Raw genomic sequence first — 25,436 nt, 5'->3', positions numbered from 1 at the left:
AAATCCGGTGGGCGGCCGCCCCCTCGAACACCTCACCGAGTGAACTCTCGAATACCGGCTCGAATACCGGTGGGGCACAAAGCCGCCGGGTGGTCCCACCCCCCACGGGAAGACCACCCGGCGGCATTGGGCGACCCGGCGCCGGATCCCCTGATCCGCGCAGGCCACGTACCCGACCGGACACCGGGAAGATCCACAGGTGATCCGGTGGCGCCACCTTGTCAGAGTGACGGCGGGTACGGCGATGATGTCCTGCGGCGGGTTTGCGCCGTGGCCGGTTTCCGCCACCGCGCGGGCCTGCCGGGGTCAGTGGGCCGGTGGCCCGGAAGGGGAGGGACGGCAGCCGATGCTGGGAGCGATAGGCCTGGACGACAGACACGAGTCGGCGTACCGCGCGCTGGTGTCCGTGGGCGCCGCCGAGGTACCGGATCTCGCACGCCGGCTGATGCTCGGCGAGAAGGACACCGAGCAGGCCCTGCGCCGCCTGGAACGGCACGGGCTGGCCGCGCAGTCCTCGGCGCGGCCCGGCCGGTGGGTCGCCGCGCCGCCCGCGGTGGCGCTGGGCGCGCTGCTCACCCAGCGGCGGCACGAGCTGGAGCAGGCGGAGCTGGCGACCGCGCTGCTCGCCGAGGAGTACCGCGCGGCGGCGGCCGAGCCGGCGGTGCACGACCTGGTGGGGGTGGTCACCGGCGCCTCGGCGGTCGCGCAGCGCTTCCTCCAGCTCCAGCTGGGCGCGACCGAGGAGGTGTGCGCGCTGGTCACCGGCCGTCCCGTGGCCGTCTCCAGCACGGAGAACGACGCCGAGGAACAGGCCGCGGGCCGCGGGGTGCGCTACCGCGTGGTGGTCGAGCGGGCGGTGCTCGACCTGCCGGACGGGCTGACCGAGCTGACCACGGCGCTGGAGCGCGACGAGCAGGTGCGGGTGGCCGACAGCGTGCCGACCAAGCTGGTGGTCGCCGACCGGGCGCTGGCGATGGTGCCGCTCACCTCGCACACCGCCGAGCCGGCCGCGCTCGTCGTGCACGCCGGCGGACTGCTGGAGCTGCTGTCCGGGCTGTTCGAGTCGGTGTGGCGGGAGGCGCTGCCGCTGCGCCTGGGTGCCTCGGGCGTCACCGAGCAGGCCCCGGACGGCCCCGACGCGGCCGACCTGGAGGTGCTGTCCCTGCTCCTGGCCAGCCTCACCGACGCGAGCGTCGCCAAGCAGCTCGGCCTGGGCCTGCGGACCGTTCAGCGGCGGGTGAAGCGGCTGATGGAGCTGACCGGGGTGACGACCCGCCTGCAACTGGGCTGGCACGCCTACGAGCGCGGCTGGGTCTCCCGCGACCGGCACGGCTGCTGACCACCTCGACCGCCCTGACCACCCTGACCGCAGCCGAGCAGCGTCCCGAGGACCACCGAGTCGGCCACCGCCCGCAGGCCGGCGTCGTCGAGGTGGAGGTGGTCGCCGGAGTCGTAGGCGGGCCGGATCCGCCAGGGCCGCGCCGGATCCCGTACGACGGCGTCGAAGTCGGCGACCGCGTCGAAGAGGCCGCCGTGCCGGATCAGGTCGTTGACCTCCCGCCGTACGGCCTCGCGGGCCGCCGTGTACGCGCCGTGGCCGCCGTACGGAGTGAGGGTCGCGCCGACGACCCGGATGCCCCGGGCGTGCGCGCGGGCCACGATCGCGCGGTACGCCGTCGCGAAGGCGGCGGGGTCGCCCGCCTCCGGGGTGCCCTTGACGTCGTTGATGCCCTCCCAGACCACCAGCGCCCGCACCCCGGCCCGCGAGAGCGCGTCGGCGTCGAGCCGGGTCAGGGCCGCCGGTCCCTCGCCGTCGCGCAGCAGGCGGTTGCCGGAGACGCCGGCGTTGAGGACGGCGAGGCGGCGGGCCGGGGGGAGCGCGCGGAGGCGTTCGGCGAGCCGGTCGGGCCAGCGGCGGCCGGTGTCGAAGGTGGAGCCGGTGCCGTCGGTGAGCGAGTCGCCGAAGGCGACGACGCTGCCGGCCGCGCGGGCGCCGAGCACGTCGACGCCGGTGACGTAGTACCAGTGGGTGGTGGTGACGGTGTACGCGCTGCCGTCGGCGTCGGCGGCACGGTCGCCGCCGGGTGCGACGTAGCCGGTCCGCAGGGCGGTGCGGTGGTAGGTCGCGGGGCCGGAGTCGCCCGGGGTGTAGACGGTGACCAGGAGGTCCGCGGCGGCCGGGACGGCGAGCCGCACCGGATCGCTGACCACGTCCCGCCCCGGCGGCACGGTGACCGTCCGGGCTCCGCGGAAGACGGCGGCGCGCAGCGAACCCGGGACGGCCCCCGGACCGCCCGCCCGGCGCAGCGCCACCGTGACGGCGCCGAGCCGCAGGGGCGCCCGGCCGAGCCGGTTGCTGAGCCGCACGCGCAGCGCGGCGCCGCCGACGCTGGTGCGGATCACGTTGCGGATGGAGGCGCCGGGGAGGGCGGGGGCGGTGCCGGAGGGCGCGGATTCCCAGGTGCCGGTCCAGACGGGCGGGCGCGCCGGGTCGGGGCGGAGGGGGGCGATCGGGGCGGGAGCGGCCCTCGCCGTCGCGGCCGTGGCCGGGATGGCCGTGGCCGTGGTGGCCGTCGCCGCCGTGGTCCCCGGCAGAAGGAGCAGCGCGGCCAGAACCCGCGCGGCCGCGCGCACCGCCGCCCGCCTCCCGTGCTCCATGTCGCGTCCGCCGTCCTTCCGCCCGCCCCCGCCCGAAGGCGACCGTGCCACACCCGGCGGGCCGGGGAGGGCACCGCACGGGCACGGTCACCCGCCCGGCCGAGCGGGCGCGCGAGCCGGGGCTACGACGGCTGCGGCAGCACGCCCTCCAGGCCGAGCAGCCGGATCTTCCGCTCCAGACCGCCCGCGTACCCGGTGAGGGAGCCGTCCGCGCCGATCACCCGGTGGCAGGGGCGCAGGACGAGCAGCGGGTTGGCGCCGATGGCGCCGCCGACCGCCCGTACGGCCGCCCGGGAGGCGCCGGCGCGGGCCGCGATCTCGCCGTACGTGGCGGTCGCCCCGTAGGGGATGTCGTTCAGCGCGGCCCACACCCGCTCGCGGAACTCGGTCCCGGCCGTGCTCAACGGCAGGTCGAACTCCTTGAGTTCACCGGCGAAGTACGCCTGGAGCTGCGCCTCGGCCGCACGGAAGGGCCCGGGGTCGCGCCGCCAGCCGTCCTGGACGCTGCGGCCGCCCTTCTGCCCGGGCACGGACAGGGACGTGAGGGCGCCGTCCGGGCCGGCGGTCAGGAGCAGCGGGCCGAGGGGACTGTCGAGACTGGTCCAGTACGTGGTCGAGGTGGCGGACGTGATCATCGTTTCTCCCACTCCCCTGCGGTGCGCGGGTGGCGCGTACCCGCCGCTCTCATCCATCACACGACTCAGTCTCCGTCCCGCCGCGGCCGACCGCTGGCGGAATTCGGACATGACGTCGCCGACGGTACGACGAACCCGTCCCCCGGGCCACGCGGGCCCCGACGCTGACCACACCGACCCGGTAGGCGGGGCGGCACGCCTGCACGACGGCCGGGGCAGCATGCGAGCGACCACCGGGCCGCACGCACACGACCGCCGGAGAGGCACCCGCACGACGACCCGGCCGCACCACGCACAACCACCGGGACGGCGCCCGCACCCCGGCGGCGTGCCAAACCACGCACGGCCGTCGACCGGCAGCCCGCCATACGGTCGCCGCCGCCTCGTGGCCGGGCCGTCCCGGGCCACGCGGGCCGCACGACGGCCGAGCCGCACCGCGCACGGCCGCCGACCGGCAGCCCGCCGGGCGGTCGTCGCCGCCGCCTCGTGGCCGGGCCGTCCCGGGGCGCGCGGGCGGGCACGCCGCCGGGCGGGCGGCCGGGCCGCCGGCGGGCTCGCCGGGGCGGCACGGGCGCGGCCGGTCCGGTGGGCGGTGGTGGTCAGCGCGAGCGGCCCCGCTTGGCCTCCATCGCGGCGCGGCCCGCCGCGCCCTTGCGTTTCCAGTCGCGGCGGATCTCCGCGCGCAGCCGCGCGTCGGTCTTGGCGACGATCCACTGGTTCTCGCGCACCAGCTTGCGGTAGCTCTCCAGGCGCCGTTCGGGCAGTTCGCCGGAGTCGATGGCGGCGAGCACCGCGCAGCCGGGCTCGCTGCCGTGGGCGCAGTCCTGGAAGCGGCAGCCTTCGGCGAGTTCCTCGATCTCGGAGAAGACCTGGCCGACCCCGGTCCCGGCGTCCCAGAGGCCCACCCCGCGCAGTCCGGGTGTGTCGATGAGTACGCCGCCGCCGGGCAGCGGGAGCAGGTTGCGGGTGGTCGTGGTGTGCCGGCCCTTGCCGTCGACGTCACGGATCGCCCGTACGTCCATGACGTCCTCGCCGAGCAGCGCGTTGGCGAGGGTGGACTTGCCGGCGCCGGACTGCCCGAGCAGCACGGACGTACCGCCGGCGACCACGGCGACGAGCACGTCGAGCCCGTCCCCGGTCACCGCGCTGACCGGCAGCACCGGCACCCCGGGCGCGGTCGTCTCCACGTCCTGGACGAGATACGACAGCCCGGTCGCGTCGGGCACGAGGTCGGCCTTGGTGAGGACGACCAGCGGCTGGGCGCCCGACTCCCAGGCGAGGGCGAGGAAGCGCTCGACGCGCCCGAGGTCCAGTTCGACCGCGAGCGAGACGGCGACGACGGCGTAGTCCACGTTGGCGGCGAGGATCTGGCCCTCGGACCGCTTGGACGAGGTGGACCGCACGAACGCGGTGCGCCGGGGCAGCAGCGTCCGCACGTAACGGGGGTCACCGCCGGCGTCGACGGCGGCCCAGTCGCCCGTGCACACGACCTTCGTCGGGTCACGGGGCACGACGAACTCGGTGTCGGCGCGGACGGTTCCGCCGGCGGTGACGACGTCGCACTGACCGCGGTCGACGCGGACCACGCGTCCGGGCACGAGGCCCTGCCCGGCGTGGGCGGAGAACTCGGCCTCCCACTGCTCGTCCCAGCCGTAGGGCGCGAGCGGGTGCGGGGAAGTGGCGTGGAAAGAGGGGTGGTTCAAGGGGAACCCTTCGGGAGGGCGGCCCCGACCGCCCGCGCGTGTGGGCGCGGGTCGTTCACGAAAGAGGTCAGCCGGAGACCGCGGAGGTGGAGTGGGTGTGCTTCTCGGCGCGGGCAGCGCCCATCACGAAGACAGCCATGGGTCACACCTCCTGTTTCTCGGCGGCCGGACGCGGGCGGCGCCGGGCCGCCCGCTGGATGCTTGCGGGTTCACCGTAGAGGGGTACGGCCAGGGGCGCCACCGTATTTCGGTGGCGCCCCTGGCGGCCGGTGGCAGGGTCGTCACCTGCTGTCGCTGGTCTGCGTGCCCTCCAGGGTGGCCCTGGCCGCCTCCAGGCGGGCGGCCGGGAGGCGGAAGGGGGAGCAGGAGACGTAGTCGAGGCCGGCTCGGTGGAAGAAGTGGATGGAGGCGGGGTCGCCGCCGTGTTCTCCGCAGACCCCGGTCTCCAAGCCGGGGTTGACGGTGCGGGCGGCCTGGACGGCCAGTTCGACCAGCTTGCCGACGCCCTCCTGGTCGATGGTCTCGAAGGGGGAGACGTCGAAGACGCCCTTGTCGAGGTAGAGCGGGAAGAAGGAGGCCTCGGCGTCGTCGCGGGACAGGCCCCAGGTGGTCTGGGTGAGGTCGTTGGTGCCGAAGGAGAAGAAGTCGGCGGCCTCGGCGATGCGTCCGGCGGTGAGGGCGGCGCGCGGCAGCTCGATCATGGTGCCGATCGGGCAGTCGAGGGCGGTGCCGGTCTCGGCTGCGACCTCCGCGAGGACGCGTTCGGCCTCGGCGCGGGCCAGCCGCAGTTCCTCGACGGTGCCGACCAGCGGGATCATGATCTCGGCGCGGGGCCGGCCGCCGTCGCGCAGCCGCGCGACGACCGCCTCGGCGACGGCGCGGACCTGCATGGCCATCAGGCCGGGCACGGCCAGGCCCAGGCGCACTCCGCGCAGGCCGAGCATCGGGTTCTGCTCGTGGGTGCGTTCGACCGCGTCGAGCAGTTCACGCTCGTGCGGGTCGGGGTGCTCGGTGCGGGCGAGACGTACGGCCAGTTCGGTGCGGTCGGGCAGGAACTCGTGCAGCGGCGGGTCGATCAGACGGATCGTCACCGGCAGGCCGTCCATCGCCGTCAGGATGCCGGTGAAGTCCTCGCGCTGGAGCGGGAGCAGGGCGGCGAGCGCGCGCTCGCGGGCGGTGTCGTCGCGGGCGAGGATCATCGCCTCGACCAGGGACCGGCGTTCGCCGAGGAACATGTGCTCGGTGCGGCACAGGCCGATGCCCTGGGCGCCGAGCGCGCGGGCGCGGACGGCGTCCTCGGGGGTGTCGGCGTTGGCCCGCACCTGCAGACGGCGTACGGCGTCGGCGTGCGCGAGGGTGTCGAGCACGGCCGCGGTCAGCTCGTCGGTGGCCTCGCCGGTCTCCAGGGCGCGGCCCACCTCGGAGGCGGTGAGCGGCAGCGCGCCGAGGTGGACGGTGCCGGCGGTGCCGTCGACGGAGACGGTGTCGCCCTCGCGTACCACCACGCCCGTGTCGGTGGTGAACCGCTTCGCGGCCACGTCCACGGTGAGGGACTCGGCGCCGCAGACGCAGACCTTGCCCATGCCGCGGGCGACGACCGCCGCGTGGCTGGTCTTGCCGCCGCGGCTGGTGAGCACGGCCTGGGCGGCGATCATGCCGGGCAGGTCGTCGGGGGTGGTCTCGCGGCGGACCAGGACGACGTCCTCGCCTTCCGCGGCGCGGCGCCGGGCCGTCGCCGGGTCGAACACGACGACGCCGACCGCCGCGCCCGGCGAGGCGGGCACGCCGTGCGCGAGGGGCGCGTCGGTGGGGCGCACGTCGAAGCGGGGGAACATCAGCCGGGTGAGCTCGGCGCCGTCCACACGGACCAGGGCCTCGTCGGCGGTGATGGTCTTCTCCTCGCGCAGGTCGTGCGCGATGCGGAAGGCGGCCTGGGCGGTGCGCTTGCCGACGCGGGTCTGCAGGATCCACAGCCGGCCGCGCTCGACGGTGAACTCGACGTCGCACAGGTCGCGGTAGTGGTCTTCCAACGTCCGCAGGTGGTCGCCGAGTTCGACGTAGGAGCGCGGGTCGAGCCGCTTCAGCTCGGCCAGCGGCACGGCGTCGCGGACGCCGGCGACGACGTCCTCGCCCTGGGCGTCGGACAGGTAGTCGCCGTACATGCCGCGGGCGCCGGTGGCCGGGTCGCGGGTGAAGGCGACGCCGGTGCCGGAGTCGGCGCCGAGGTTGCCGAAGACCATCGCCTGGACGTTGACGGCGGTGCCGAGGTCCTCGGGGATGTGTTCGCGGTGGCGGTAGACGTGGGCGCGTTCGCCGTTCCAGGAGTCGAAGACCGCGCGGATGGCGCGGCGCAGTTGCTCGGCCGGGTGCTGCGGGAAGTCCTCGCCGGTCTCGCGGCGGATGATCTCCTTGAACTCCTCGGTGAGTTCGGCGAGTTCGGCGGCGTCCAGTTCCTGGTCGACGGTGACGGAGCGCTTGGCGCGGTGCGCGGCGATGGCGTCCTGGAACAGGTCGCCGTCGACGCCCATCACCGTGTGCCCGAACATCTGCACGAGGCGCCGGTAGGAGTCCCAGGCGAACCGCTCCTGGCCGGAGGCCTTGGCCAGCCCGTGCACGGAGGCGTCGTTGAGGCCGATGTCGAGGATGGTCTCCATCATGCCCGGCATGGAGAAGCGGGCGCCGGAGCGCACGGAGACCAGCAGCGGGTCGTCGGGCGCGCCGAGGTCGCGGCCCATGGCCCGCTCCAGGCCGGCGAGGGCGCGGGCGAGTTCGACGGCCAGCTCGGGCGGCTCCTCGCCGGTGGCGAGGTAGACCTTGCAGGCCTCGGTGGTGACGGTGAACCCGGGCGGGACGGGCAGACCCAGGCGGGTCATCTCGGCGAGTCCGGCTCCCTTGCCGCCGAGGAGTGCGGCCATGTCCCGGCCGCCCTCGGCGAAGGCGTACACGTAGGTCCTGGGCGCGTTCATCGCGGCCGGTCCTCTCACTCGTGGAAGACGACCGCCACGGGGCAGCCGACGTGGTGGATGGCGGAGTGGGCGACGGGGCCGGTGCGGGGGCCCGCGGGGCGTCCGGGCGCTCGGCGGCCCACGACGAGCAGGCTCGCCTGGGAGGCGGCGCGCACCAGCGCGGTGGACGGCTTCTCGTTGACGACCGTCTCCACGACCTCGACGTCGGGGTACTTGTCCCGCCACACCTGGAGTACGGCGGACAGGAAGCCCTGCCACTCCTCGGCCCGGCCGGGGTCGTCCACCAGCGAGATCTCGCCGGGGCCGAGCCCCAGCGCGGACGGCTGCTGCCAGGCGTACACCGCGCGCAGCCGGGCGTGGCGCAGGCGCGCCTCCTCGAAGGCGAACTCGATGACCTCGTCGCACGGGACGGCGACGTCCAGGCCGAGCACCACGTCGCGGTAGCCGGTGTCGGTGGAGGCGCTGCCGTCGTCCGCCGGGAGGTGCTCGTCGGCGGCCTCCTCGCCGGCGCGGACGAGGACGACGGGGCACTCGGCGCGGGCCACGGTGCCCAGGGCGACGGAGCCCACCAGGAATCCGGTGAACCCGCTGAGGCCGCGGGAGCCGAGGACGAGGAGGTCGGCGTGCTCGGCGGCGCGCAGCAGGGCCGTGGTGGCCGGTCCGAGGACCTGCTCCTCCTCCAGGCGTACGCCGGGGCAGACCGCGCGGACCCTGTCCTCGGCCTGGTTCAGCACCTGACGGGCCAGGTGGCGCTGGGCCGCGTCGACCCGGGCGCCGTCGCTCGGGCGGGGGTGCCAGTTCCAGGCGTGGAACAGCCGGAGGTTGCGTCCGCGGCGCTCGGCCTCTCGTGCGGCCCATTCGGCCGCGGCCAGACTCTCCTGCGAACCATCGACTCCGGCGACGACGGGTGACTGCATGGCGCACACCTCCTGCGGGTAGGGCGCTCTATGCGCTCTCATCGTCAGGGTGTCGCCGACGGACGGCCACGTGCAGGGGCCGCCCGGGGGCGGAGTGGGGGCCGTTAGGCCCCCGGGGACCTAGCCCACCACGCCGCCGCCGCACCCGCACCGCGGGCTCCGCTCCGTGACGACTCAGTCGGCGGTGCCCGGCTCCACGACCCACTCGGCTCGCGAGCCGCTCACTGATGCGATCATGTCGAAGTCGCCGTCGTAGTGCAGGACCGTGGCCCGATGCCGCTCGGCGGTTGCCGCGACGAGGACGTCGGCGAGCGACAGTGCCCGGTGAAAGCCGGCGTTCAGGGCCAGGGCCTGGATCTCGAGCGCCCGCTCGAACTCTTCGTCATTGCAGGGCAAGTAGTCGAATCCACGGAACAGGGTGCGCAGCCGCAGCGCCTCGGGCTTTCCGCGTGCCGAGTACAGAATCTCGTACTCGGTCGGGGCGCACACCGCCAGGAGTCCCTCGCGGTCCAGCGCGTCCAGCCGCGCTCGCACCGCCGGTTGGCCCCGGCGGGCCAGCGCCGACTTGTCGATGAGGTAGCGCCCCTTCACGCCGCCGAGGCCCCGCCGTCACGCTTGAGCGAGCCGTCCGGATTCCGCGGTCCCGTCTGCGAGCGGATCTCCGCGAACACCTCCTCGAACTCACCGTCGTCCATGGCGTCGAACAGCTCCCGGCGCAGCCGCAGCCTCACTCCTTCCTCCATGGCCGCCCGCACCGCGGCGGCCTTCGTCTTCATCCCGTACAGCCGCATCGCCTGCTCGACGATCTCCTCGTCCAGATCGATCACGGTCCTGGCCATCAGTTGTCCCTCCACAGACCGACGACACCTCAACGATATCAATTCATTGCCCAAAATGATATCGAAGGGAGGGGTGGCGGCCCGGCGGCGAGGGGTGTCAGCCGACCCGTTCCCAGCCCCGTCGTGGCGGCCTGTTGCCCAGTTGGGCGTCTCGGCTGCGGTAGACGATGTACGGGCGGGTGAGGTAGCCGAGGGGGGCCGTGAGCATGTGGACGAGGCGGGTGAAGGGCCAGAGGGCGAAGAGGACCAGGGCGCTGAGGGCGTGGAGTTTGTAGAGGACGGGGGCCTGGCTCATCAGGTTGGGGTCCGGCTGGACGTAGAAGATGGAGCGGAACCAGGGGGAGATGGTCTCGCGGTAGTTGTAGCCGCCCTCGACGATGTTGGCGTCGATGGTCGCGGCGAGGCCGAGGGCGATCGTCAGGGTGAGCGAGACGTACATGACCTTGTCGTTGCGGGTGGTCGCGGAGAACACCGGGCCGACCGTGCGGCGGCGGTAGATCAGGATGGCGATGCCGCCCAGGGTGCACACGCCGGCGACCGTGCCCAGGGTGACCGCCACCACGTGGTACTGGGTCTCGGTGATCCCGGCCGCCCCGGTCCAGCTGTCGGGGATGAGCAGGCCGATGACGTGGCCGATCAGCACGACCAGGATGCCGAAGTGGAACAGCGGGCTGCCGATGCGCAGCAGCCGCTTCTCGTACAGCTCCGAGGAGCGGGTGGTCCAGCCGAACTTGTCGTAGCGGTAGCGCCAGACGTGGCCGAGGACGAACACCGCCAGGGAGAGGTACGGCAGCACCACCCACAGCACGATGGCGCCCGTGCCGGCCCCGGCGGCCAGGGTCTCGGTGCCGTCGGGCCACGTGGTCGGGACGGTCATCGCGGGCCTCCTCGGGGGTCGGGCATGAACTGCGGGGGCGTGTACGGGGCGAGCCCGACCTCCTCGCCGGGCGGCCCCTCGGCGGCGAGCCGTGCGACCGCCTCGTGCTCGTCGCCCTTGAGCGGCGGCAGGGTCGCGCAGACGGAGCGCAGCAGGTGCGCCCAGGGCGAGTCGTCCTCGGCGAGGGCGAGGCGCAGCAGTTCGAGGCCGGCGCGGTGTTCGAGGAGCATGCGGTGCCCGGCGGCGGGTTCGGCGCCGGCGAACTCCAGGACGACGGCGAGGTGATCGGGCAGTTCGTCCTCGGCCAGACGCAGCCCGGCGGCGGCGTAGGCCTGCTTGAGGCGGAGCAGGGCGATGCCCCGCTTGCGGGTGTCGCCGTGCGCGTAGTACGTCAGGTACGGGCAGCAGCGCTTGCGGTGGTCGAAGGTGGCGACGTAGGCGGCGCTCAGCTCGGCGGCCGGGGTCGCCCCGGCGTGCGCGGTGAACGCGAGCAGGGGGTCGCGGACCGGCTCGGGCAGGGCGGGGGCGACCCGGCGGGCCAGGGACAGCTTCTGCCCGAAGTCCTCGTCGGGGTAGGCCAGGAGCAGGGACTGGGCCTGCCAGGCGTAGGGGTGCCAGGGCTCGGTGCGCGGGGTCGCGGGGCGCAGTTTCCGTTTCAGGTCCGGGGCCTTCATGGCTTGGGCTCGACCTCTCCGCCGCCGTCCACGGCCGTGTCGTCGCCGGGCGCGCCGGCCTGGGGCGGGAACAGTCCGGGTGGCGCTCCCTTGCCGTCCCAGTTGAGGAGGTTGACGCGGGTCTCCTTGTCGACGGGCGCGGCGGGGGTGTCGGACGTCTGGCGGTCGCGCAGGGCGTGGAAGTTCTCCACCGCGATGGGGGCGGCGCCGCCGGAGGCCTCGCCGAAGGGCCCGGAGCCTCCCATGCCGGGGCCGCCCTCGTAGTCCAGGCTGCACTCGGTGGCCAGTTCCTCGAGCTTGTGGGCCTGTTCGGCGTGGGCGGGCGGGATGACGTAGCGCTCGTCGTACTTGGCCAGCGCCAGCAGCCGGTACATGTCGTACATCTGCTCCTCGCCCATCCCGACCTGCTCGGGGATGGCCGCGTCCGGCTCGCGCCCGAGGTTGATGTCGCGCATGTAGGAGCGCATGGCCGCGAGCCGGCGCAGCACCGCGTCCACCGGGGCGGGGTCGCCCGCGGTGAACAGTTCGGCGAGGTAGCTCACCGGGATGCGCAGGGCGTCGACCGCGGCGAACAGGTTGCGGTGGTCCTCGGCGTCCTGGCCGGTGTCGCGCACGGCGTCGACGACCGGGGAGAGCGGCGGGACGTACCAGACCATGGGCATGGTCCGGTACTCCGGGTGCAGCGGCAGCGCCACCTTGTACGTGTTGATCAGGGCGTGCACCGGGGAGCGCTGGGCGGCCTCGATCCAGTCGCGCGGGATGCCGGCCCGCTCGGCCTCGGCGATCACGTGGGGGTCGTCGGGGTCGAGGAGCACGGAGCGCTGCGCCTCGTACAGGTCGGTGTCGTTCGGGGTGGAGGCGGCCTCCAGGACCTTGTCGGCGTCGTAGAGGACGAGGCCGATGTAGCGCAGGCGGCCGACGCAGGTCTCGGAGCAGACGGTGGGCAGGCCGACCTCGACGCGCGGGAAGCAGAAGGTGCACTTCTCCGCCTTGCCGGTGCGGTGGTTGAAGTACACCTTCTTGTACGGGCATCCGGTCACGCACATCCGCCAGCCCCGGCACCGGTCCTGGTCGACCAGCACGATGCCGTCCTCGCTGCGCTTGTAGATCGCGCCGGAGGGACAGGAGGCCGCGCAGGAGGGGTTGAGGCAGTGCTCGCAGATGCGCGGCAGGTAGAACATGAAGGTCTGCTCGAACTCGAGCTTGATCTTCTCGGAGATCTCGTTCAGTACGACGTCCTGGTCGCCGTGGAGCGCCGAGCCGCCGAGGTCGTCGTCCCAGTTGGCCGACCAGGAGATCTTCATGTCCTTGCCGGTGATCAGGGACTTGGGGCGGGCGACCGGGGTGTGCTCCTGGAGCGGGGCGTTGGTCAGCGTCTCGTAGTCGTACGTCCAGGGCTGGTAGTAGTCGTCGAGGGAGGGCATGACCGGGTTGGAGAAGATGGTGATGAGCTTCTTGAAGCGGCCGCCCGCCTTCAGCGAGAGCCGGCCGCGCTTGTTCAGCTCCCAGCCGCCGCGCCAGGTGCCCTGGTCCTCGTAGCGGCGGGGGTAGCCCTGGCCGGGGCGGGTCTCGACGTTGTTGAACCACACGTACTCGACGCCGGTGCGGTTGGTCCACGCCTGTTTGCAGGTGACCGAGCAGGTGTGGCAGCCGATGCACTTGTCGAGGTTCATCACCATCGCCATCTGGGCCATGACGCGCATCAGTACGTCACCTCCTGGTTCGAGCGGCGGCGGATGACGGTGACCTCGTCGCGCTGGTTCCCGGTCGGGCCGAGGTAGTTGAAGGCGTAGGAGAGCTGGGCGTAGCCGCCGATGAGGTGGCTGGGCTTGACCAGCAGCCGGGTGAGGGAGTTGTGGATGCCGCCGCGGCGGCCGGTGGTCTCGGTGCGGGGCACGTCGATCAGCCGGTCCTGCGCGTGGTACATGTACACGGTGCCCTCGGGCATGCGGTGCGAGACGACGGCGCGGGCGGCGACGACGCCGTTGCGGTTGACCGCCTCGATCCAGTCGTTGTCGCGCACGCCGATCTTCGCCGCGTCCTGGGTGCTCATCCAGATGGTGGGGCCGCCCCGGGACAGCGACAGCATGAACAGGTTGTCCTGGTACTCGGAGTGGATGGACCACTTGTTGTGCGGGGTGAGGTAGCGCACGCTCACGCCGAGTTCGCCCGTCTCGCCCAGGCACGGCTCACCGAACAGTGCGTGCATGTTCAACGGGGGCCGGTACACGGGCAGTTGCTCGCCGAGCGCGGTCATCCAGTCGTGGTCGAGGTAGAAGTGCTGGCGGCCGGTGAGGGTGTGCCAGGGCTTGAGCCGCTCGACGTTGACGGTGAACGCGGAGTAGCGGCGCCCGCCGGTCTCCGAGCCGGACCACTCGGGGCTGGTGATGACCGGCACGGGCGCGGCCTGGGTGTCCGCGAAGGTGACCTGCTTGCCCTCGTGCTCGGCGGCCAGGTCGGCGAGGCGGGTGCCGGTGCGGGCCTCCAGGGTGTGGAAGCCCTGGGTGGCCAGGTGCCCGTTGGTGGTGCCGGACAGGGCGAGGATCGCCTCGCAGGCGTGCACGTCCCGGGCGAGCGAGGGCCGCCCGTCGCCCACTCCCCCGCGCACGGTGCCGTTCTTGTGGCGCAGGTAGTCGAGTTCGCGCTCCACCTTGAAGGTGACGCCCTTGGTGGTGGCGCCCAGCGAGTCGAGCAGCGGACCGAGCGCGGTCATCTTCTGGGCGATCGCCCCGTAGTCGCGCTCCACGGTGATCAGCTTCGGCATGGTTTTGCCGGGCACGGGCTCGCAGGCGCCGGTCCCCCAGTCGCGCACGCGGCCGTGCGGGGTGGCCATCTCGTCCGGGGTGTCGTGCAGCAGCGGGGCGGCCACGACGTCGTTGCGCACCCCGAGGTGGGTCGCGGCCAGCTCGCTGAATGTGCGGGCCAGGGTGTTGAAGGCGTCGAAGTCGGTGCGGGTCTGCCAGGGCGGCGCGATCGCCGGGTTGAAGGCGTGCACGTAGGGGTGCATGTCGGTGCTGGACAGGTCGTGCTTCTCGTACCAGGTCGCGGCGGGGAACACCACGTCGGAGAAGATCGTCGTACTGGTCATCCGGAAGTCGAGGGTGAGCAGCAGGTCCAGCTTCCCGGTGGGGGCCTCCTCCCGCCACACCACGTCCCGGGGGCGGGCCTCGGGCGGCGCCTCGGTGGCGTTGACGGAGGAGTCGGTGCCCAGCAGGTGCTTGAGGAAGTACTCGTTGCCCTTGGCCGAGGAGCCGAGCAGGTTGGCCCGCCAGACGGTGAGCACGCGCGGGAAGTTCTCCGGCGCGTCCGGGTCCTCGCCGGCGAACCTCAGCCGTCCGGCCTTGAGTTCGTCCACGATGTGCTCGCCGGGCGGGCGTCCGGCGGCCTCCGCCTCGTCGGCGAGGTCGAGCGGGTTGCGGTCGAAGGTCGGGTACGAGGGCATCCAGCCCATGCGGGCCGAGGCGGCGATCACGTCGGCGGTGGCCATCCCGGCGAAGGGGCCGCCGGCGCCGGCCGCGGCCAGGGTGTCGGCGGAGAAGGGGTCGTAGCGGAACTGGTCGCTGTGCAGGTACCAGTACGCCGTCTGGATCATCTGGCGGGCCGGGCGGTTCCAGTCGGCGGCGGTGGAGAACGCCGAGTAGCCGGTGAGCGGGCGGACCTTCTCCTGGCCTACGTAGTGCGCCCAGCCGCCGCCGTTGACGCCCTGGCAGCCGGTCAGCGTGGTCAGGGTGAGGAAGGCGCGGTAGATCGTGTCGGAGTGGAACCAGTGGTTGGCGCCCGCGCCCATGATGATCATCGAACGGCCGCGGGACTCCACGGCGTTGGCGGCGAACTCGCGGGCGATGCGGGCCGCCCGGCCGGCGTCCACGCCGGTGATCGCGGCCTGCCAGGCGGGGGTGTACGGCTCCTCGGCGTCCTCGTAGGAGGTGGGCCAGCGGCCGGGCAGACCGGGGCGGCCGACGCCGTACTGGGCGAGCAGCAGGTCGAAGACCGTGGTCACCAGGCGTCCGGCGACGCGCCGCACCGGGACCCCGCGCAGCAGGGTGCCCGCGCTGCCGTCGGGGGCGTCGAAGCGCGGGAGTTCGACCGTGACGGGGGGCTCGGCGCCGCCCTCGGCCGTGAGCAGGGGGTCCACGCCGTCGAGGTCGAGGTTCCACTTGCCGGCGCCGCTCTCGCCGAAGCGGTCGCCGAGGGTGCCGTTGGGGACGACCGGGTTGCCGGCCGCGTCGAGCAGCACGGTGCGGAACTCGGCGTGCTCGGCGGCCGCGTGCTCGCCGCCGAGGTCGGCGGCGGTGAGGAACTTGCCCGGCGCGTACGTCGCCCGCGTGCCGGCGCCCGTACCCGCCGCGGCACCTGTGCCCGCCGCCGCGCCCGTGCCCGGCTCGCGCTCGTCGAGGGCGACCAGGAAGGGCAGGTCGGTGTACCGCTTGACGTACTCGTCGAAGTACGGGGTGCCGCGGTCGACGAAGAACTCCTTGAGCACCACGTGGCCCATGGCCATCGCCAGCGCGCCGTCGGTGCCCGGCTGGGCGGGCAGCCACTCGTCGGCGAACTTGACGCTGTCCGCGTAGTCCGGCGAGACCGCGATGACCTTCTGGCCGCGGTACCGGGCCTCGGTCATCCAGTGCGCGTCCGGGGTGCGGGTCACCGGCACGTTGGAGCCCCACATGATCAGGTAGCCGGCGTCCCACCAGTCCCCGGACTCGGGGACGTCGGTCTGGTCGCCGAAGACCTGCGGGGAGGCGACCGGCAGGTCGGCGTACCAGTCGTAGAAGGAGAGCATCACGCCGCCGAGCAGCGAGTAGAAGCGGGCGCCGGCCGCGTGGGAGACCATCGACATCGCGGGGATGGGCGAGAAGCCGGCCAGGCGGTCGGGGCCGTACTCCTTGATGGTGTGCACGTGCGCGGCGGCGACCATCTCCACCGCCTCGTCCCATGTGGCCCGCACCAGGCCGCCCTTGCCGCGGACGGACTTGTAACGGCGGGCGCGCTCGGGGTCGGAGACGATGTCGGCCCAGGCGGCGACCGGGTCGCCGAGGCGGGCCTTGGCCTCGCGGTACATCTGGAGGAGTACGCCCCGGACGTACGGGTACCGGACACGGGTCGGCGAGTAGGTGTACCAGGAGAAGGCGGCGCCGCGGGGGCAGCCGCGCGGCTCGTACTCGGGGCGGTCGGGGCCGACGGAGGGGTAGTCGGTCTGCTGGGCCTCCCAGGTGATGATGCCGTCCTTGACGTACACCTTCCAGGAGCAGGATCCGGTGCAGTTCACGCCGTGGGTGGAGCGGACGACCTTGTCGTGGGACCAGCGGTCCCGGTAGAAGTCGTCCGCGCGGCGGCCGCCCGTCTTGTGCAGGGTGCGGAGGTCCTTGGAGACCTCCGCCCGGGTGAAGTACCGGCGGGAGCGCACCAGAGCGTCCGTCAGTTCGCTGTCCAGTCCGGGCCGTGGTGCTCCGCGCGCCGGTATCGACGCCGGGTCGGTCTCCGTGGCCACCGCGCCGCTCCCTCCCGGGTCCTCACCCGTGGTTGCTCACTCGCTCGTGCTCTTGATCCCTTGTGATCCCTTGCCGTTTCAATCACCACAGTGCCTACCGCATATGACGCGTCCGACACATGCGAACCCAGGATTTCATCGAACGGACGACCGCGCCGCCCGGCGCGGGAAGCGCCGGGCGGCGGGAGTGATGCGAGTGGCCGGAGCAGGAGGACCAGCAGGAGTGGCGCGGGAAGTCAGGACACCGGGGCGGTCACGCGGGCCCGGACCGCCTCGACGGTCTCCCACTGTTCCGTGCTCAGGAAGGCCAGGGCGGCGGGGAAGACGCCGTCCTGCTCCTTGAGGATGTGGTCGCGGAGCATGGCCAGGGCCTCCAGGAGACGGTCCGGCCAGCGGGGGTCCGCCGGGGTGCCGTGCTCCGCCTCGGCCAGTACGGCCTCGATCACGCGGTGCTCCTCCTCCAGCGCGGCGATCTTCTCGGGGAAGTCGTCGGCCAGGGCGGGGAACAGTCCGTGCTCCTCCACCTCGGTGTGCGGTTCGAGGACCGAGGCGATCCGCCGGGCCAGTTCCGCCACGCGGGTGAGGTCGCCCGCCCCGTGCGCGTCGCGGACCAGGCCGATCAGGTTCACCACCGTGTCGTGCTCGCTGGTCAGCTTCTCGATCGATTCCACTGCCTGGCAGCCGCAGTACTCGCACATGGGACGGTTCTCCTCCTCTTGACTCGGTCAGAGCCGGGGCTGGTTCAGAGCTGGGACTGGTTCAGAGCTGGTTCACAGCTGGGGCTGGGCCACGCGCCGGGTGCGGCGGGTGACGGCGGTGCGGACTCCGGTCCCGGTGAAGGCGAGGGCCGCGAGGGCGACCAGGGCCAGCAGGATCAGGCCGACCGCGTAGGAGCCGTAGGTGCCGTACAGCGAGCCCATGACCAGCGGCGGTACGAAGCCGCCCAGACCGCCGGCGGCGCCGACGATGCCGGTGACCGAACCGACCTGGTTGGCCGGGGCCAGCAGGGCGACCAGGGCGAAGACCGCGCCGCTGCCCGCGCCGAGCGCGGCGGCCATGGCGAGGAAGGCGATGGTGCCGGTCGGGGCGAGGGTCGGGGTGAGGGACTGCACGAAGGCCGCGATCACCACCGCGCTCAGCGCCGCCGCCAGCACCCGCACCGCGCCGATGCGGTCCGACAGCCAGCCGCCGACCGGGCGCATCGCCACCGCCAGGAGCACGAAGCCCGCCATCCGGTTCGCCGCGTCCGCCTGGGCCAGGCCGTAGCCGGTCTTCAGGTAGGTGGGCAGGTAGACGGAGAAGGCGACGTACCCGCCGAAGCACACCGCGTACAGCGCCGAGGCCTGCCAGGTGACGGGCAGCTTGCAGGTCGCGAGGAGCCGGCGGCCGAGGGGCTCGGTCGGCACGACGCGTCCGGGGGCGTCCCGCAGCAGGAGCGCGGCGAGGACCGCGTAGGCGGCGAGGACGGCCGCGGTGATCAGGAAGGGGTTCGCCATGCCGTGCGCGTTGACCAGCTTGACCGTGGTCAGCGCGCTGATCGCGGTGCCGCCCATGCCCATGCCGAAGACGCCGATGGCGAGGCCTCGCCGCTGCGGCGGGAACCAGGCGTTGACGAAGGGCACGCCGACCGCGAACGCGGTGCCGCCGATGCCCAGGAAGAACCCGCCGGCCAGCAGCGCGGCGAGCGAGTCGTGCCCGGCCAGGCCCAGGTAGAGCACCGGGACGATGGTGGCCGCGGACACCAGCGGGAACATCACCCGGCCGCCGAACCTGTCGGTCAGCGCGCCCACGGGTATGCGGCCGAGCGAGCCGACCACGACCGGCACGGCCACCAGCAGCGACTGCTGGAAGGACGACAGGTCCAGGGTGTCCTTGAACCGGGGGCCCAGCGGGCTGAGCAGCGCCCAGGCCCAGAAGTTCACGGCGAAGCCGACCGTGGCCAGCGCCAGCATCAGCCAGGCCCGCCCGGACACGGGGGCGGCCTGTGACGCCGGCCCGTCCTTCTTCTTCCCTGACGGCTGAAGCATGCCGCCTTTCCCTTCACTCGCCGAGTAGTACGCGACCGGGTCCCACCCGGTCCGCGGGTCCCCCGTTCTCCAACCCGGTGGCCCGATTTCAACTATCCGTGGCGCCTGACGCCCCGAGCAGGGACCGAGGGTCCCTACGTGCGCGGCGGACCGTCCCGATCAAGCGGGCCCGGTCGTCCCGGTCCCGGACGGGGTACCCGCCCCCGGGTTCGCCGTGATCGTCCGTGCGCGGGCCGGACACCCGTTCCCGCGCGGCGGGAAAGGCCCGCGCGCAGATGTGGGCCGACCGGCCCTAACGGCGGGGGGCGGGCGGCACGCACGATGGAGGGATGTTGAAGAACGACGCCTTTCGCTCGATGGACCGGCAGGAGTGCCTGCGGCTGCTGGCCAAAGTGCCTGTCGGCCGTGTCGTGTACACGCGGCACGCGCTGCCCGCGGTGCTCCCGGTGAACTTCGCCCTGGACGCCGACTCCTCGGTGCTGCTGCGCACCTCGGCGGGGTCGGACCTGGTGCGGGCCGTCGACGGAGTGGTCGTCGCGTTCGAGGCCGACGAGTTCGACGCCGACAGCCGGTCCGGGTGGAGCGTGGTCGTCACCGGCCGGGCCACCGCAGTGACCGACCCGGCCGAGCACGAGCAGCTGATGCGCACCGGTCCGCGCTCCTGGATGCCCATTCAGCAGGACGTCTTCATCCGCATCGAGGCCGCGATGGTCACCGGCCGCGAACTCACCGACCTGCGCGTGAACGACTGACCGGGCCGGCGCGCGAGCCGCTTCACGCGGCCGCCCCGCCGGCCCCGTCGCGTCCCCGCCGGCCCGGTCGCGTCTCCGCCGGCCCGGTCGCGTCCCCTCCGGCCCGGCTGCGGGCCGCGGGCAGCCGGCTCAGGCCAGGTCCGCCACCTCGGCGCCGTCCACGTCGGCGGCGCCCTCCGTCGTGTCCGGGCGCGTGGTGGCGCGCGGGGTGCGGCCGCCGTCCGGGCCGTAGCCGAAGCGGACCACCAGATGCGGGAAGCGGCGGTGCCGTGAGCCCGCCACGGCCGCGCGCAGGTCCGGCCACTCCATGGCCTGGTGCAGCATCGAGGTGCGCACGCCGTGCCCGGTGGCCACCAGCAGCGCCCGCTCCAGCGCCTGCCCGGCCCGCAGCCAGTCCTCCCGGCGGTCGTACGGCGTCCACAGCAGGGCCACCTGCGCGTGCCGCTCGAAGCGCAGCGCGGGCAGCCGCAGCCCCGGCAGCGGGCCGGCGAAGTCCCGCATCGGCATCCGCCCGGCCGCGTCCGCCGGGCCGAGCGAGGTGAGCGGAATGCCGTACGGGGCGTGCGCGTCCGGCGCGTTGATCCACGACCGTGCCTCGGCGGCGCGGGCCGGGTCGGCGGCGTTGCGCGCCTCGGCGGCGGAGGTGAGGCTGAGCAGCCGGCGGGTGCCGGCGAAGTCGGGCACGTCCAGGTGGGCGCCCTCGGCCCGGGCCGCGGCCACCATCTCCGACACGATGTGCTCCGGCACCGGCCGCCCGGTGAAGGGCATCCGGCTGGTGTGGCGGCGCGCGACGGCGTCGTAGAGCCGGCCGTACGACGGCTGCGCGCCCGGCATGGCCACGCCCAGCCGGACGGTGGCCAGCAGGTCGGGGTCGCCCGGGTCGGGCAGCAGCCGTACGACGGGGTCCCAGCCGAGGTGCGCGGCGGCGACCTTCAGGTTGAAGACGGCCGCGCCCACGGACAGGTGCTGGGCGCGCAGCCGCGGGTCGGTCAGCGGGAGGGGGCGGCTGCGGTCGGCGCGGACGTGGATCGACCGGGTGCCGGCGTCCATGCCGAACCGCCACGGCTGGGTGTTGTGGATCGACGGGGCCGCCACGGCCGAGTACAGCAGGCTCTCCAGGGCTGTCGCGTCGACTTCCGGCGTCTTCATGACGGCTCCTTTCGCGGCGTCCCTCATAAGTCGTTGCCCTGTCCACCCTCCGTCTCCGCCCGGCCGGGAAGAGAGGGCTCACCGGGTCCTTCCGGGGGCCGCAGGTCCCGGGCCCGCCGCGTGGGTCCGGCGCGCACCGGACCCGCAGGTCCCGGGCCCCCGGGTTCGGCGCCGGCCGCCGGCATCCCCCGTACCGCACGTCAGGTCGCCGGAAGGGCGGTGGCCAGGAGTACGACCCCGAGCGAACCGACCAGGGACGCGACGGCCAGTGCGCGGGCGAGGTCGGGGCGGTGCCTGGCGTGGGCCCAGCCGTGGGCGGCGGCGGCGAGCATGACCAGGGCGAACAGGCCCAGCTTGGTGGCCAGTACGCGGCCGTAGCCGGGCTCGCCCAGGGAGGCCCAGGTGACGCCCTTGTGCCAGGCGATGGCCCAGCCGGTGCCCAGCTGGAGCGGCAGGAACAGGGCCGCCGTCAGGATCCCGAAGCGGCGGCCCACCCGCGCGGCCAGCGCGTCGCGGTCGTCCGCCGCCAGCGTCCGCCGGGACAGCGGGAGCACCACCAGCGACAGCGCCAGCTGTCCCCCGACCCACAGCACCGCGCCGGTGACGTGCAGGAACCGCACCAGCGACCAGAGGCCGACGCCCATCACCTCACCTCCACCACGCCGTGCGCCCCGGCCTCGGCGTGCCGCATGTCGTGGTCGACGAACGCGTAGTGGCCGGCCTCGGGGAACACCGTCTCCACGAAACCGCCCTGGGCCGCCGACAGGTCGAGCGCCTGGGAGCCGCCCGTGCCGCCCGGCCGCAGCAGGTAGGCGCCTTCCTTGTAGACGGTGTCGAAGACGGTGCCCACGATGTGGAAGGCGATGCCGTCGTTGGGGCCGGCCGCGACCACCCAGAAGCGGACCCGCTCGCCGGCGCGCACGCTCAGCGGCGCCTTGTCGTACTGTGCGGCGACGCCGTTGAACATCCAGGCGTCCGGGGTGTTCTGACGCATCTTCGCGACCTGGGCCGTGCTGCCCGGGGTGCCGAGGAAGAGCTCGGAGGAGACGAGCACGTACTCGTGGCCGGCCTTCGCCAGTCCGGGCGGGTCGATGATCACCGCGCCGTACATGCCGTTGCCGATGTGCTGGAGCATGGGCATGGTGCTGCAGTGGTACAGCCAGGCGCCGGACCGCGCGGCGCGGAAGCGGTAGACGAGACGCTCGCCCGGCTGGATGGTGCGCATCGGCTTGTCGGGGGCGAGGGAGCCGGCGTGGAAGTCGATGCCGTGGCCCATCGTGGGGTCGTCGTTGACGAGGGTGACCTCGAAGACGTCGCCGACCCTGCCGCGCAGGGTGGGGCCGGGGGCGGTGCCGCCGAAGGTCCACATCTCCTGCTCGACGCCCGGGGCGACCTCCACCGTGCGGCGCATGGCGTGCAGTTCGACCTTGTGCACGGTGGCGGCGGGCGCGGCGGGCAGGGCCGCGGAGCGGGGCTGCCAGCCGTGGGAGAAGTCTGCGGCGAGGTCGGGGGCGGTGGCCGTGGAGCCGTCGCCCCGGCCCTGGCTGCCGCTGTGCATGCCGTTCATGCCGTTCATGCCGTCCATCCCGGCCGTGTTGTCCGTGCCGGTCGTCGCTCCGCTGCCCGTGCCGCCCTTGACCACGATGTCGAGGGTCATGCCGGCCGCGCGGTGGCCCGGGACCGTGCACCAGCCCTTGCGGTCGGCGGTGATCGTGCCGAGGTCGAGGGTGCGTGACTGCCCGTCGGACAGCAGTGCGGTGGCCGGGCCGCCGTCGATCTTCAGGTCGTGGCGCTGCGCGTCGCGGTTGGTGACGTCCAGGCGCAGCGCGGTGCCCTCGGCGACCTCGATGCGGCTGGGGGTGATGCGCATGTTGCCCAGTGACACCGCCACGGTTCGGGTGGTGGTGGCGACACCGCCGCCCGGCTGCCCCGCGGCCACGTCCGAGCCGCCGCCGGTGCCGCCGCTGCCCGCGACCAGCACGGCGAGCACGGTGACGACCACGGCGGCCGCGGTGCCGAGCAGTACGGGGGTGCGTGACGGCTCGTCGGGCCGGCTCCGGTGGCCCAGCACGGCGACGACGAGGGCGAGGAACGCGAGCGCGGAGGCCGCGGCCAGTACCGTGCCCGCGGTGGCGGCCGGGCCGGGCAGGGGCAGGACGAGCAGCGCCACGGCGAGGTCGAGGGCGGCCAGCCGGGGCGCCCAGCCGCGCTCGAGCACCGCCCGCAGTCCGGCGCGCTCCTTGGGGCCGGAGGACAGCACGACCGGCAGCAGGTACGTCAGCGCGCCGACGAGGACCTGGGCGACGAAGCCGAACAGGATCAGGGGGACCAGGGCGTCCACGCCGTCCTGGGCGGCGCTCTCGGAGCGGGTGGCCAGCAGTACCAGGTCGAAGGCGACCCCGGCCGCCAGCCAGGCGGCGGACGCGGCCAGCGACCAGGCGGCGGCGACCGAGACGGGGCCGCGGCCGCGGCGCACGGTGGCGACCAGGAGCCGCAGGGCCAGGGCCAGTCCGGCGGCGTACGCGGCGAGACCGGCGACCGCGGCCCAGCGCAGGTCGGCCGCGAGGCCGGTCACCGCGACGGCGAGTCCACCGCCGGCGCAGACCAGGACCCGGCGGGCCGTCGCCGTGGTGGCCTCGTGCATCCGGACGCCCAGGACGGTGGGCCAGAGCATGAACAGGGTGCCGAGGACGGGCAGTCCGATCCAGCCGAAGAGGGTGACGTGGATGTGGGCGAGCCGCAGCCCGGTGTGCGTGTGCGCGCCCGCGGCGCCGGTGGCCAGCAGGCCGCCCAGCACCGCGCCCACGATGAGCGCGGCGGTGCCCGTGCGGTAGTACGCGGCGATGGGTGCCAGCCGGCCGCCGAGCGCGCCGCGGCCCAGGCGCACCAGCACGAACAGGTGCGCCGCGACGGCGGTGACCAGGCCGGCGCAGGCCGCCACCGTCAGCGCGGGCAGTTCGGCCCACACGCCGGTGAGCACGCCGGCCACGGCGAGGTTCACCCCGGCGAGCCGGACGGCGCTCCAGCGCTGGTCGGGGAGTTTCGCGTGCAGCATGGCGACGGCGAAGTGCTCGGTCCACACCACGATCGCGGTGGTGGCCGCGCCGAGCAGGAAGAGGTGGACGGCGAGCCAGCGCGCCACGGGCAGGGTGCTCTGGGCGGTGGCCGCGAGCAGGGCGAGGCCCGCCCAGCCGGCGACGAGGATGTGCGCGCGCAGGTGGCGGGAGCGCACGCCCGACCGCTTGAAGCGGCTGGGGCGGGCTTCGGCGTCGGCGGGCCGGAGGAGCGGGAGTTGCCGGCGGCCGTCGGCCCTCGGTCCGTTGTCGAGCTCGTTCACGGTGCTCCTCGCACGTCCTCCGGCCGGGCGGGCGTCGCGTCGCCGTGCGCCGCCGCCGGCGCGGACAGCAGTGCGGCCAGCTCCCGCTGGTAGGGGAAGGATCCGGGGACGTAGCCGCACCACGGCTCCTCGGCGTACGGGTCTCCGGTGAGGCCGTAGGCGCGGGAGCGGGAGCCGCCGCACACGCGGCGGAACTCGCAGGAGCCGCAGCGGCCGCCCAGCCGGTCGGCGTCGCGCAGGCCGGTGAACAGCTCGGAGGTGCGGTAGATCTCGGTCAGCGGACGTTCGCGCACGCTGCCCGCGCCGAGCGGCAGGAAGCCGCTGGGGTGCACGGTGCCGGTGTGCGAGACGAAGACGAAGCCGCGGCCGGCGTTGACGTCGAGCGGGGGGCGGCGGGCGCGGCGGCCCCCGCCGGTCAGGCCCAGCCCGGCCGCGCGGTCCCGCAACTCCCGGTACAGCGGCCCGAGTCGGAGCACCTTCTCGTGGTCCTCGCCCAGGTCGGCGAGGATGCGGCGCTGGAGGGCGACGCGGCGGAAGTGGTGGGCCTCGGTGGTCTTGGCGGGCACGGTGAGGCCGACGTCGTGGACGAAGTTCAGCACGTCCTCGGTCTCCTCGGGGGTGAGCGAACCGAGGGCGGCGCCGCGTCCGGTGGGCACCAGGAAGAACGCGCTCCACAGCATCGCGCCGTGGGTGTGCACCAGGCGCACGATGTCCGGGAGGTCGTGCAGGTTGTGCCGGGTGACGGTGGTGTTGATCTGCACCTTCATGCCCAGCTCGCGGGCGGTGTCCCAGGCGTCGATGGTCCAGCCGTAGACGCCGGGCACGCCCCGGAATCCGTCGTGGAGCTCGGGGGTGGAGCCGTCCAGGCTGAGCGAGAGCGCCGCCGCGCCGACCTCGTGCACGGCCCGCAGGCGGTCCGCGGTGAGGGTGGGGGTGCCCGAGGGCGAGACGGCGACGCGTACGCCGGCCTCCTTGCCGTAGGCGATGAGTTCGAGCAGGTCGGGGCGCTGGAAGGGGTCGCCGCCGGTGATCACGAAGAGGGGGGCCGGCTGCCCGAAGGCGGCGATCTGCCGCATCAGGTCCTTGGCGGCCTCGGTGCCGAGCTCGCGCGGATCCCGGTCGGGCACGGCCTCGGCGCGGCAGTGCAGGCACGCCAGCGGGCAGGCCCGGGTCGACTCCCAGATCACGATGAAGGGCCGCTCGCCCACGTCCTGCCGCTGCACCCGGACGACCCGCCCCCGGGGCCCGGGCACTCGCGGGGCGGTCATCGGGCGGGCCGTTCCGGGCGGAGGTGTCCGGCCCGCCGGGCGTCAGGGCAGACTGGGCCGGTGGCCGGACTGTGACCGAACCGGAGGGGGGCGCATGCCGTCCGGCGTGCCTGCCTCGGCCTGGGACGGGGGATGGGGCCGGG

Annotated in this window: 19 protein-coding genes; 2 read left to right on the top strand and 17 right to left on the bottom strand. The window is 74.0% G+C overall.

Annotation, left to right across the window (positions count from 1 at the left end; translation table 11 throughout):
• Positions 1–346 precede the first annotated feature (346 nt).
• On the top strand, positions 347–1,339 hold the full coding sequence (locus IE217_RS17910) for a helix-turn-helix transcriptional regulator (RefSeq protein WP_190178892.1): 993 nt from the start codon (positions 347–349) through the stop codon (positions 1,337–1,339).
• Here the strand turns inward: IE217_RS17910 and IE217_RS17905 are convergent.
• From IE217_RS17905 to IE217_RS17845, 13 genes are all read right to left on the bottom strand, one after another.
• Positions 1,297–2,658, bottom strand: coding sequence for an SGNH/GDSL hydrolase family protein (locus IE217_RS17905; RefSeq protein ID WP_190178891.1), 1,362 nt, complete (start codon positions 2,656–2,658; stop codon positions 1,297–1,299). The genes IE217_RS17910 and IE217_RS17905 overlap by 43 nt on opposite strands.
• 122 nt (positions 2,659–2,780) lie before the next feature.
• Positions 2,781–3,293, bottom strand: a complete 513-nt coding sequence (locus tag IE217_RS17900; protein ID WP_190178890.1) for a methylated-DNA--[protein]-cysteine S-methyltransferase — start codon at positions 3,291–3,293, stop codon at positions 2,781–2,783.
• A gap of 599 nt (positions 3,294–3,892) precedes the next feature.
• Positions 3,893–4,996: a ribosome small subunit-dependent GTPase A gene (rsgA, locus tag IE217_RS17895; RefSeq protein WP_190178889.1), complete on the bottom strand. Its 1,104-nt coding sequence runs from the start codon at positions 4,994–4,996 to the stop codon at positions 3,893–3,895.
• Positions 4,997–5,277: 281 nt separating this feature from the next.
• On the bottom strand, positions 5,278–7,962 hold the full coding sequence (gene ppdK / locus IE217_RS17890) for a pyruvate, phosphate dikinase (protein ID WP_190178888.1): 2,685 nt from the start codon (positions 7,960–7,962) through the stop codon (positions 5,278–5,280).
• A gap of 14 nt (positions 7,963–7,976) precedes the next feature.
• Positions 7,977–8,879 (bottom strand): universal stress protein, encoded by a 903-nt coding sequence (locus tag IE217_RS17885; RefSeq protein WP_190178887.1) that lies wholly within the window; start codon positions 8,877–8,879, stop codon positions 7,977–7,979.
• A gap of 174 nt (positions 8,880–9,053) precedes the next feature.
• A complete protein-coding gene (locus IE217_RS17880; protein WP_190178886.1) occupies positions 9,054–9,470 on the bottom strand; it encodes a PIN domain nuclease in 417 nt (138 codons plus the stop codon).
• Positions 9,467–9,718 (bottom strand): type II toxin-antitoxin system VapB family antitoxin, encoded by a 252-nt coding sequence (locus tag IE217_RS17875; RefSeq protein WP_190178885.1) that lies wholly within the window; start codon positions 9,716–9,718, stop codon positions 9,467–9,469. Before IE217_RS17875 ends, IE217_RS17880 begins: the two co-directional genes overlap by 4 nt.
• A gap of 97 nt (positions 9,719–9,815) precedes the next feature.
• Positions 9,816–10,595: a respiratory nitrate reductase subunit gamma gene (gene narI, locus IE217_RS17870; RefSeq protein WP_190178884.1), complete on the bottom strand. Its 780-nt coding sequence runs from the start codon at positions 10,593–10,595 to the stop codon at positions 9,816–9,818.
• Positions 10,592–11,269: a nitrate reductase molybdenum cofactor assembly chaperone gene (gene narJ / locus IE217_RS17865; protein WP_190178883.1), complete on the bottom strand. Its 678-nt coding sequence runs from the start codon at positions 11,267–11,269 to the stop codon at positions 10,592–10,594. Before narJ ends, narI begins: the two co-directional genes overlap by 4 nt.
• Positions 11,266–12,972, bottom strand: coding sequence for a nitrate reductase subunit beta (gene narH, locus IE217_RS17860; RefSeq protein WP_190178882.1), 1,707 nt, complete (start codon positions 12,970–12,972; stop codon positions 11,266–11,268). The genes narJ and narH overlap by 4 nt, the downstream gene beginning before the upstream one ends.
• Entirely contained in the window at positions 12,972–16,760 is a 3,789-nt protein-coding gene (locus IE217_RS17855) for a nitrate reductase subunit alpha (RefSeq protein ID WP_373298053.1), read from the bottom strand. Before IE217_RS17855 ends, narH begins: the two co-directional genes overlap by 1 nt.
• Positions 16,761–16,996: 236 nt before the next feature.
• Positions 16,997–17,458 (bottom strand): hemerythrin domain-containing protein, encoded by a 462-nt coding sequence (locus IE217_RS17850; protein ID WP_190178881.1) that lies wholly within the window; start codon positions 17,456–17,458, stop codon positions 16,997–16,999.
• Positions 17,459–17,530: 72 nt separating this feature from the next.
• Entirely contained in the window at positions 17,531–18,787 is a 1,257-nt protein-coding gene (locus IE217_RS17845) for a nitrate/nitrite transporter (protein ID WP_308432734.1), read from the bottom strand.
• A 329-nt stretch (positions 18,788–19,116) separates the two neighbouring features.
• Between IE217_RS17845 and IE217_RS17840 the strand changes: the two genes are divergently transcribed.
• Positions 19,117–19,539: a pyridoxamine 5'-phosphate oxidase family protein gene (locus IE217_RS17840; RefSeq protein WP_190178880.1), complete on the top strand. Its 423-nt coding sequence runs from the start codon at positions 19,117–19,119 to the stop codon at positions 19,537–19,539.
• 129 nt (positions 19,540–19,668) lie between these two features.
• On the opposite strand, the gene IE217_RS17835 is transcribed toward IE217_RS17840, so the two are convergent.
• The 4 genes from IE217_RS17835 to IE217_RS17820 form a co-directional block, all read right to left on the bottom strand.
• Positions 19,669–20,688 (bottom strand): Acg family FMN-binding oxidoreductase, encoded by a 1,020-nt coding sequence (locus tag IE217_RS17835; protein WP_190178879.1) that lies wholly within the window; start codon positions 20,686–20,688, stop codon positions 19,669–19,671.
• A gap of 200 nt (positions 20,689–20,888) precedes the next feature.
• A complete protein-coding gene (locus IE217_RS17830; protein WP_190178878.1) occupies positions 20,889–21,332 on the bottom strand; it encodes a hypothetical protein in 444 nt (147 codons plus the stop codon).
• A complete protein-coding gene (locus IE217_RS17825) occupies positions 21,332–24,025 on the bottom strand; it encodes a multicopper oxidase domain-containing protein (RefSeq protein ID WP_229865365.1) in 2,694 nt (897 codons plus the stop codon). The genes IE217_RS17830 and IE217_RS17825 overlap by 1 nt, the downstream gene beginning before the upstream one ends.
• Positions 24,022–25,293, bottom strand: coding sequence for a TIGR04053 family radical SAM/SPASM domain-containing protein (locus IE217_RS17820; protein ID WP_190178877.1), 1,272 nt, complete (start codon positions 25,291–25,293; stop codon positions 24,022–24,024). Before IE217_RS17820 ends, IE217_RS17825 begins: the two co-directional genes overlap by 4 nt.
• Between the last annotated feature and the right edge of the window lie 143 nt (positions 25,294–25,436).

It is taken from the genome of Streptomyces naganishii JCM 4654, from assembly GCF_014650575.1.
GTDB classification, from domain to species: domain Bacteria; phylum Actinomycetota; class Actinomycetes; order Streptomycetales; family Streptomycetaceae; genus Streptomyces; species Streptomyces naganishii.
Note: the sequence above shows the minus strand (reverse complement) of the source record. Positions and strands in the feature narration are given on the sequence as shown.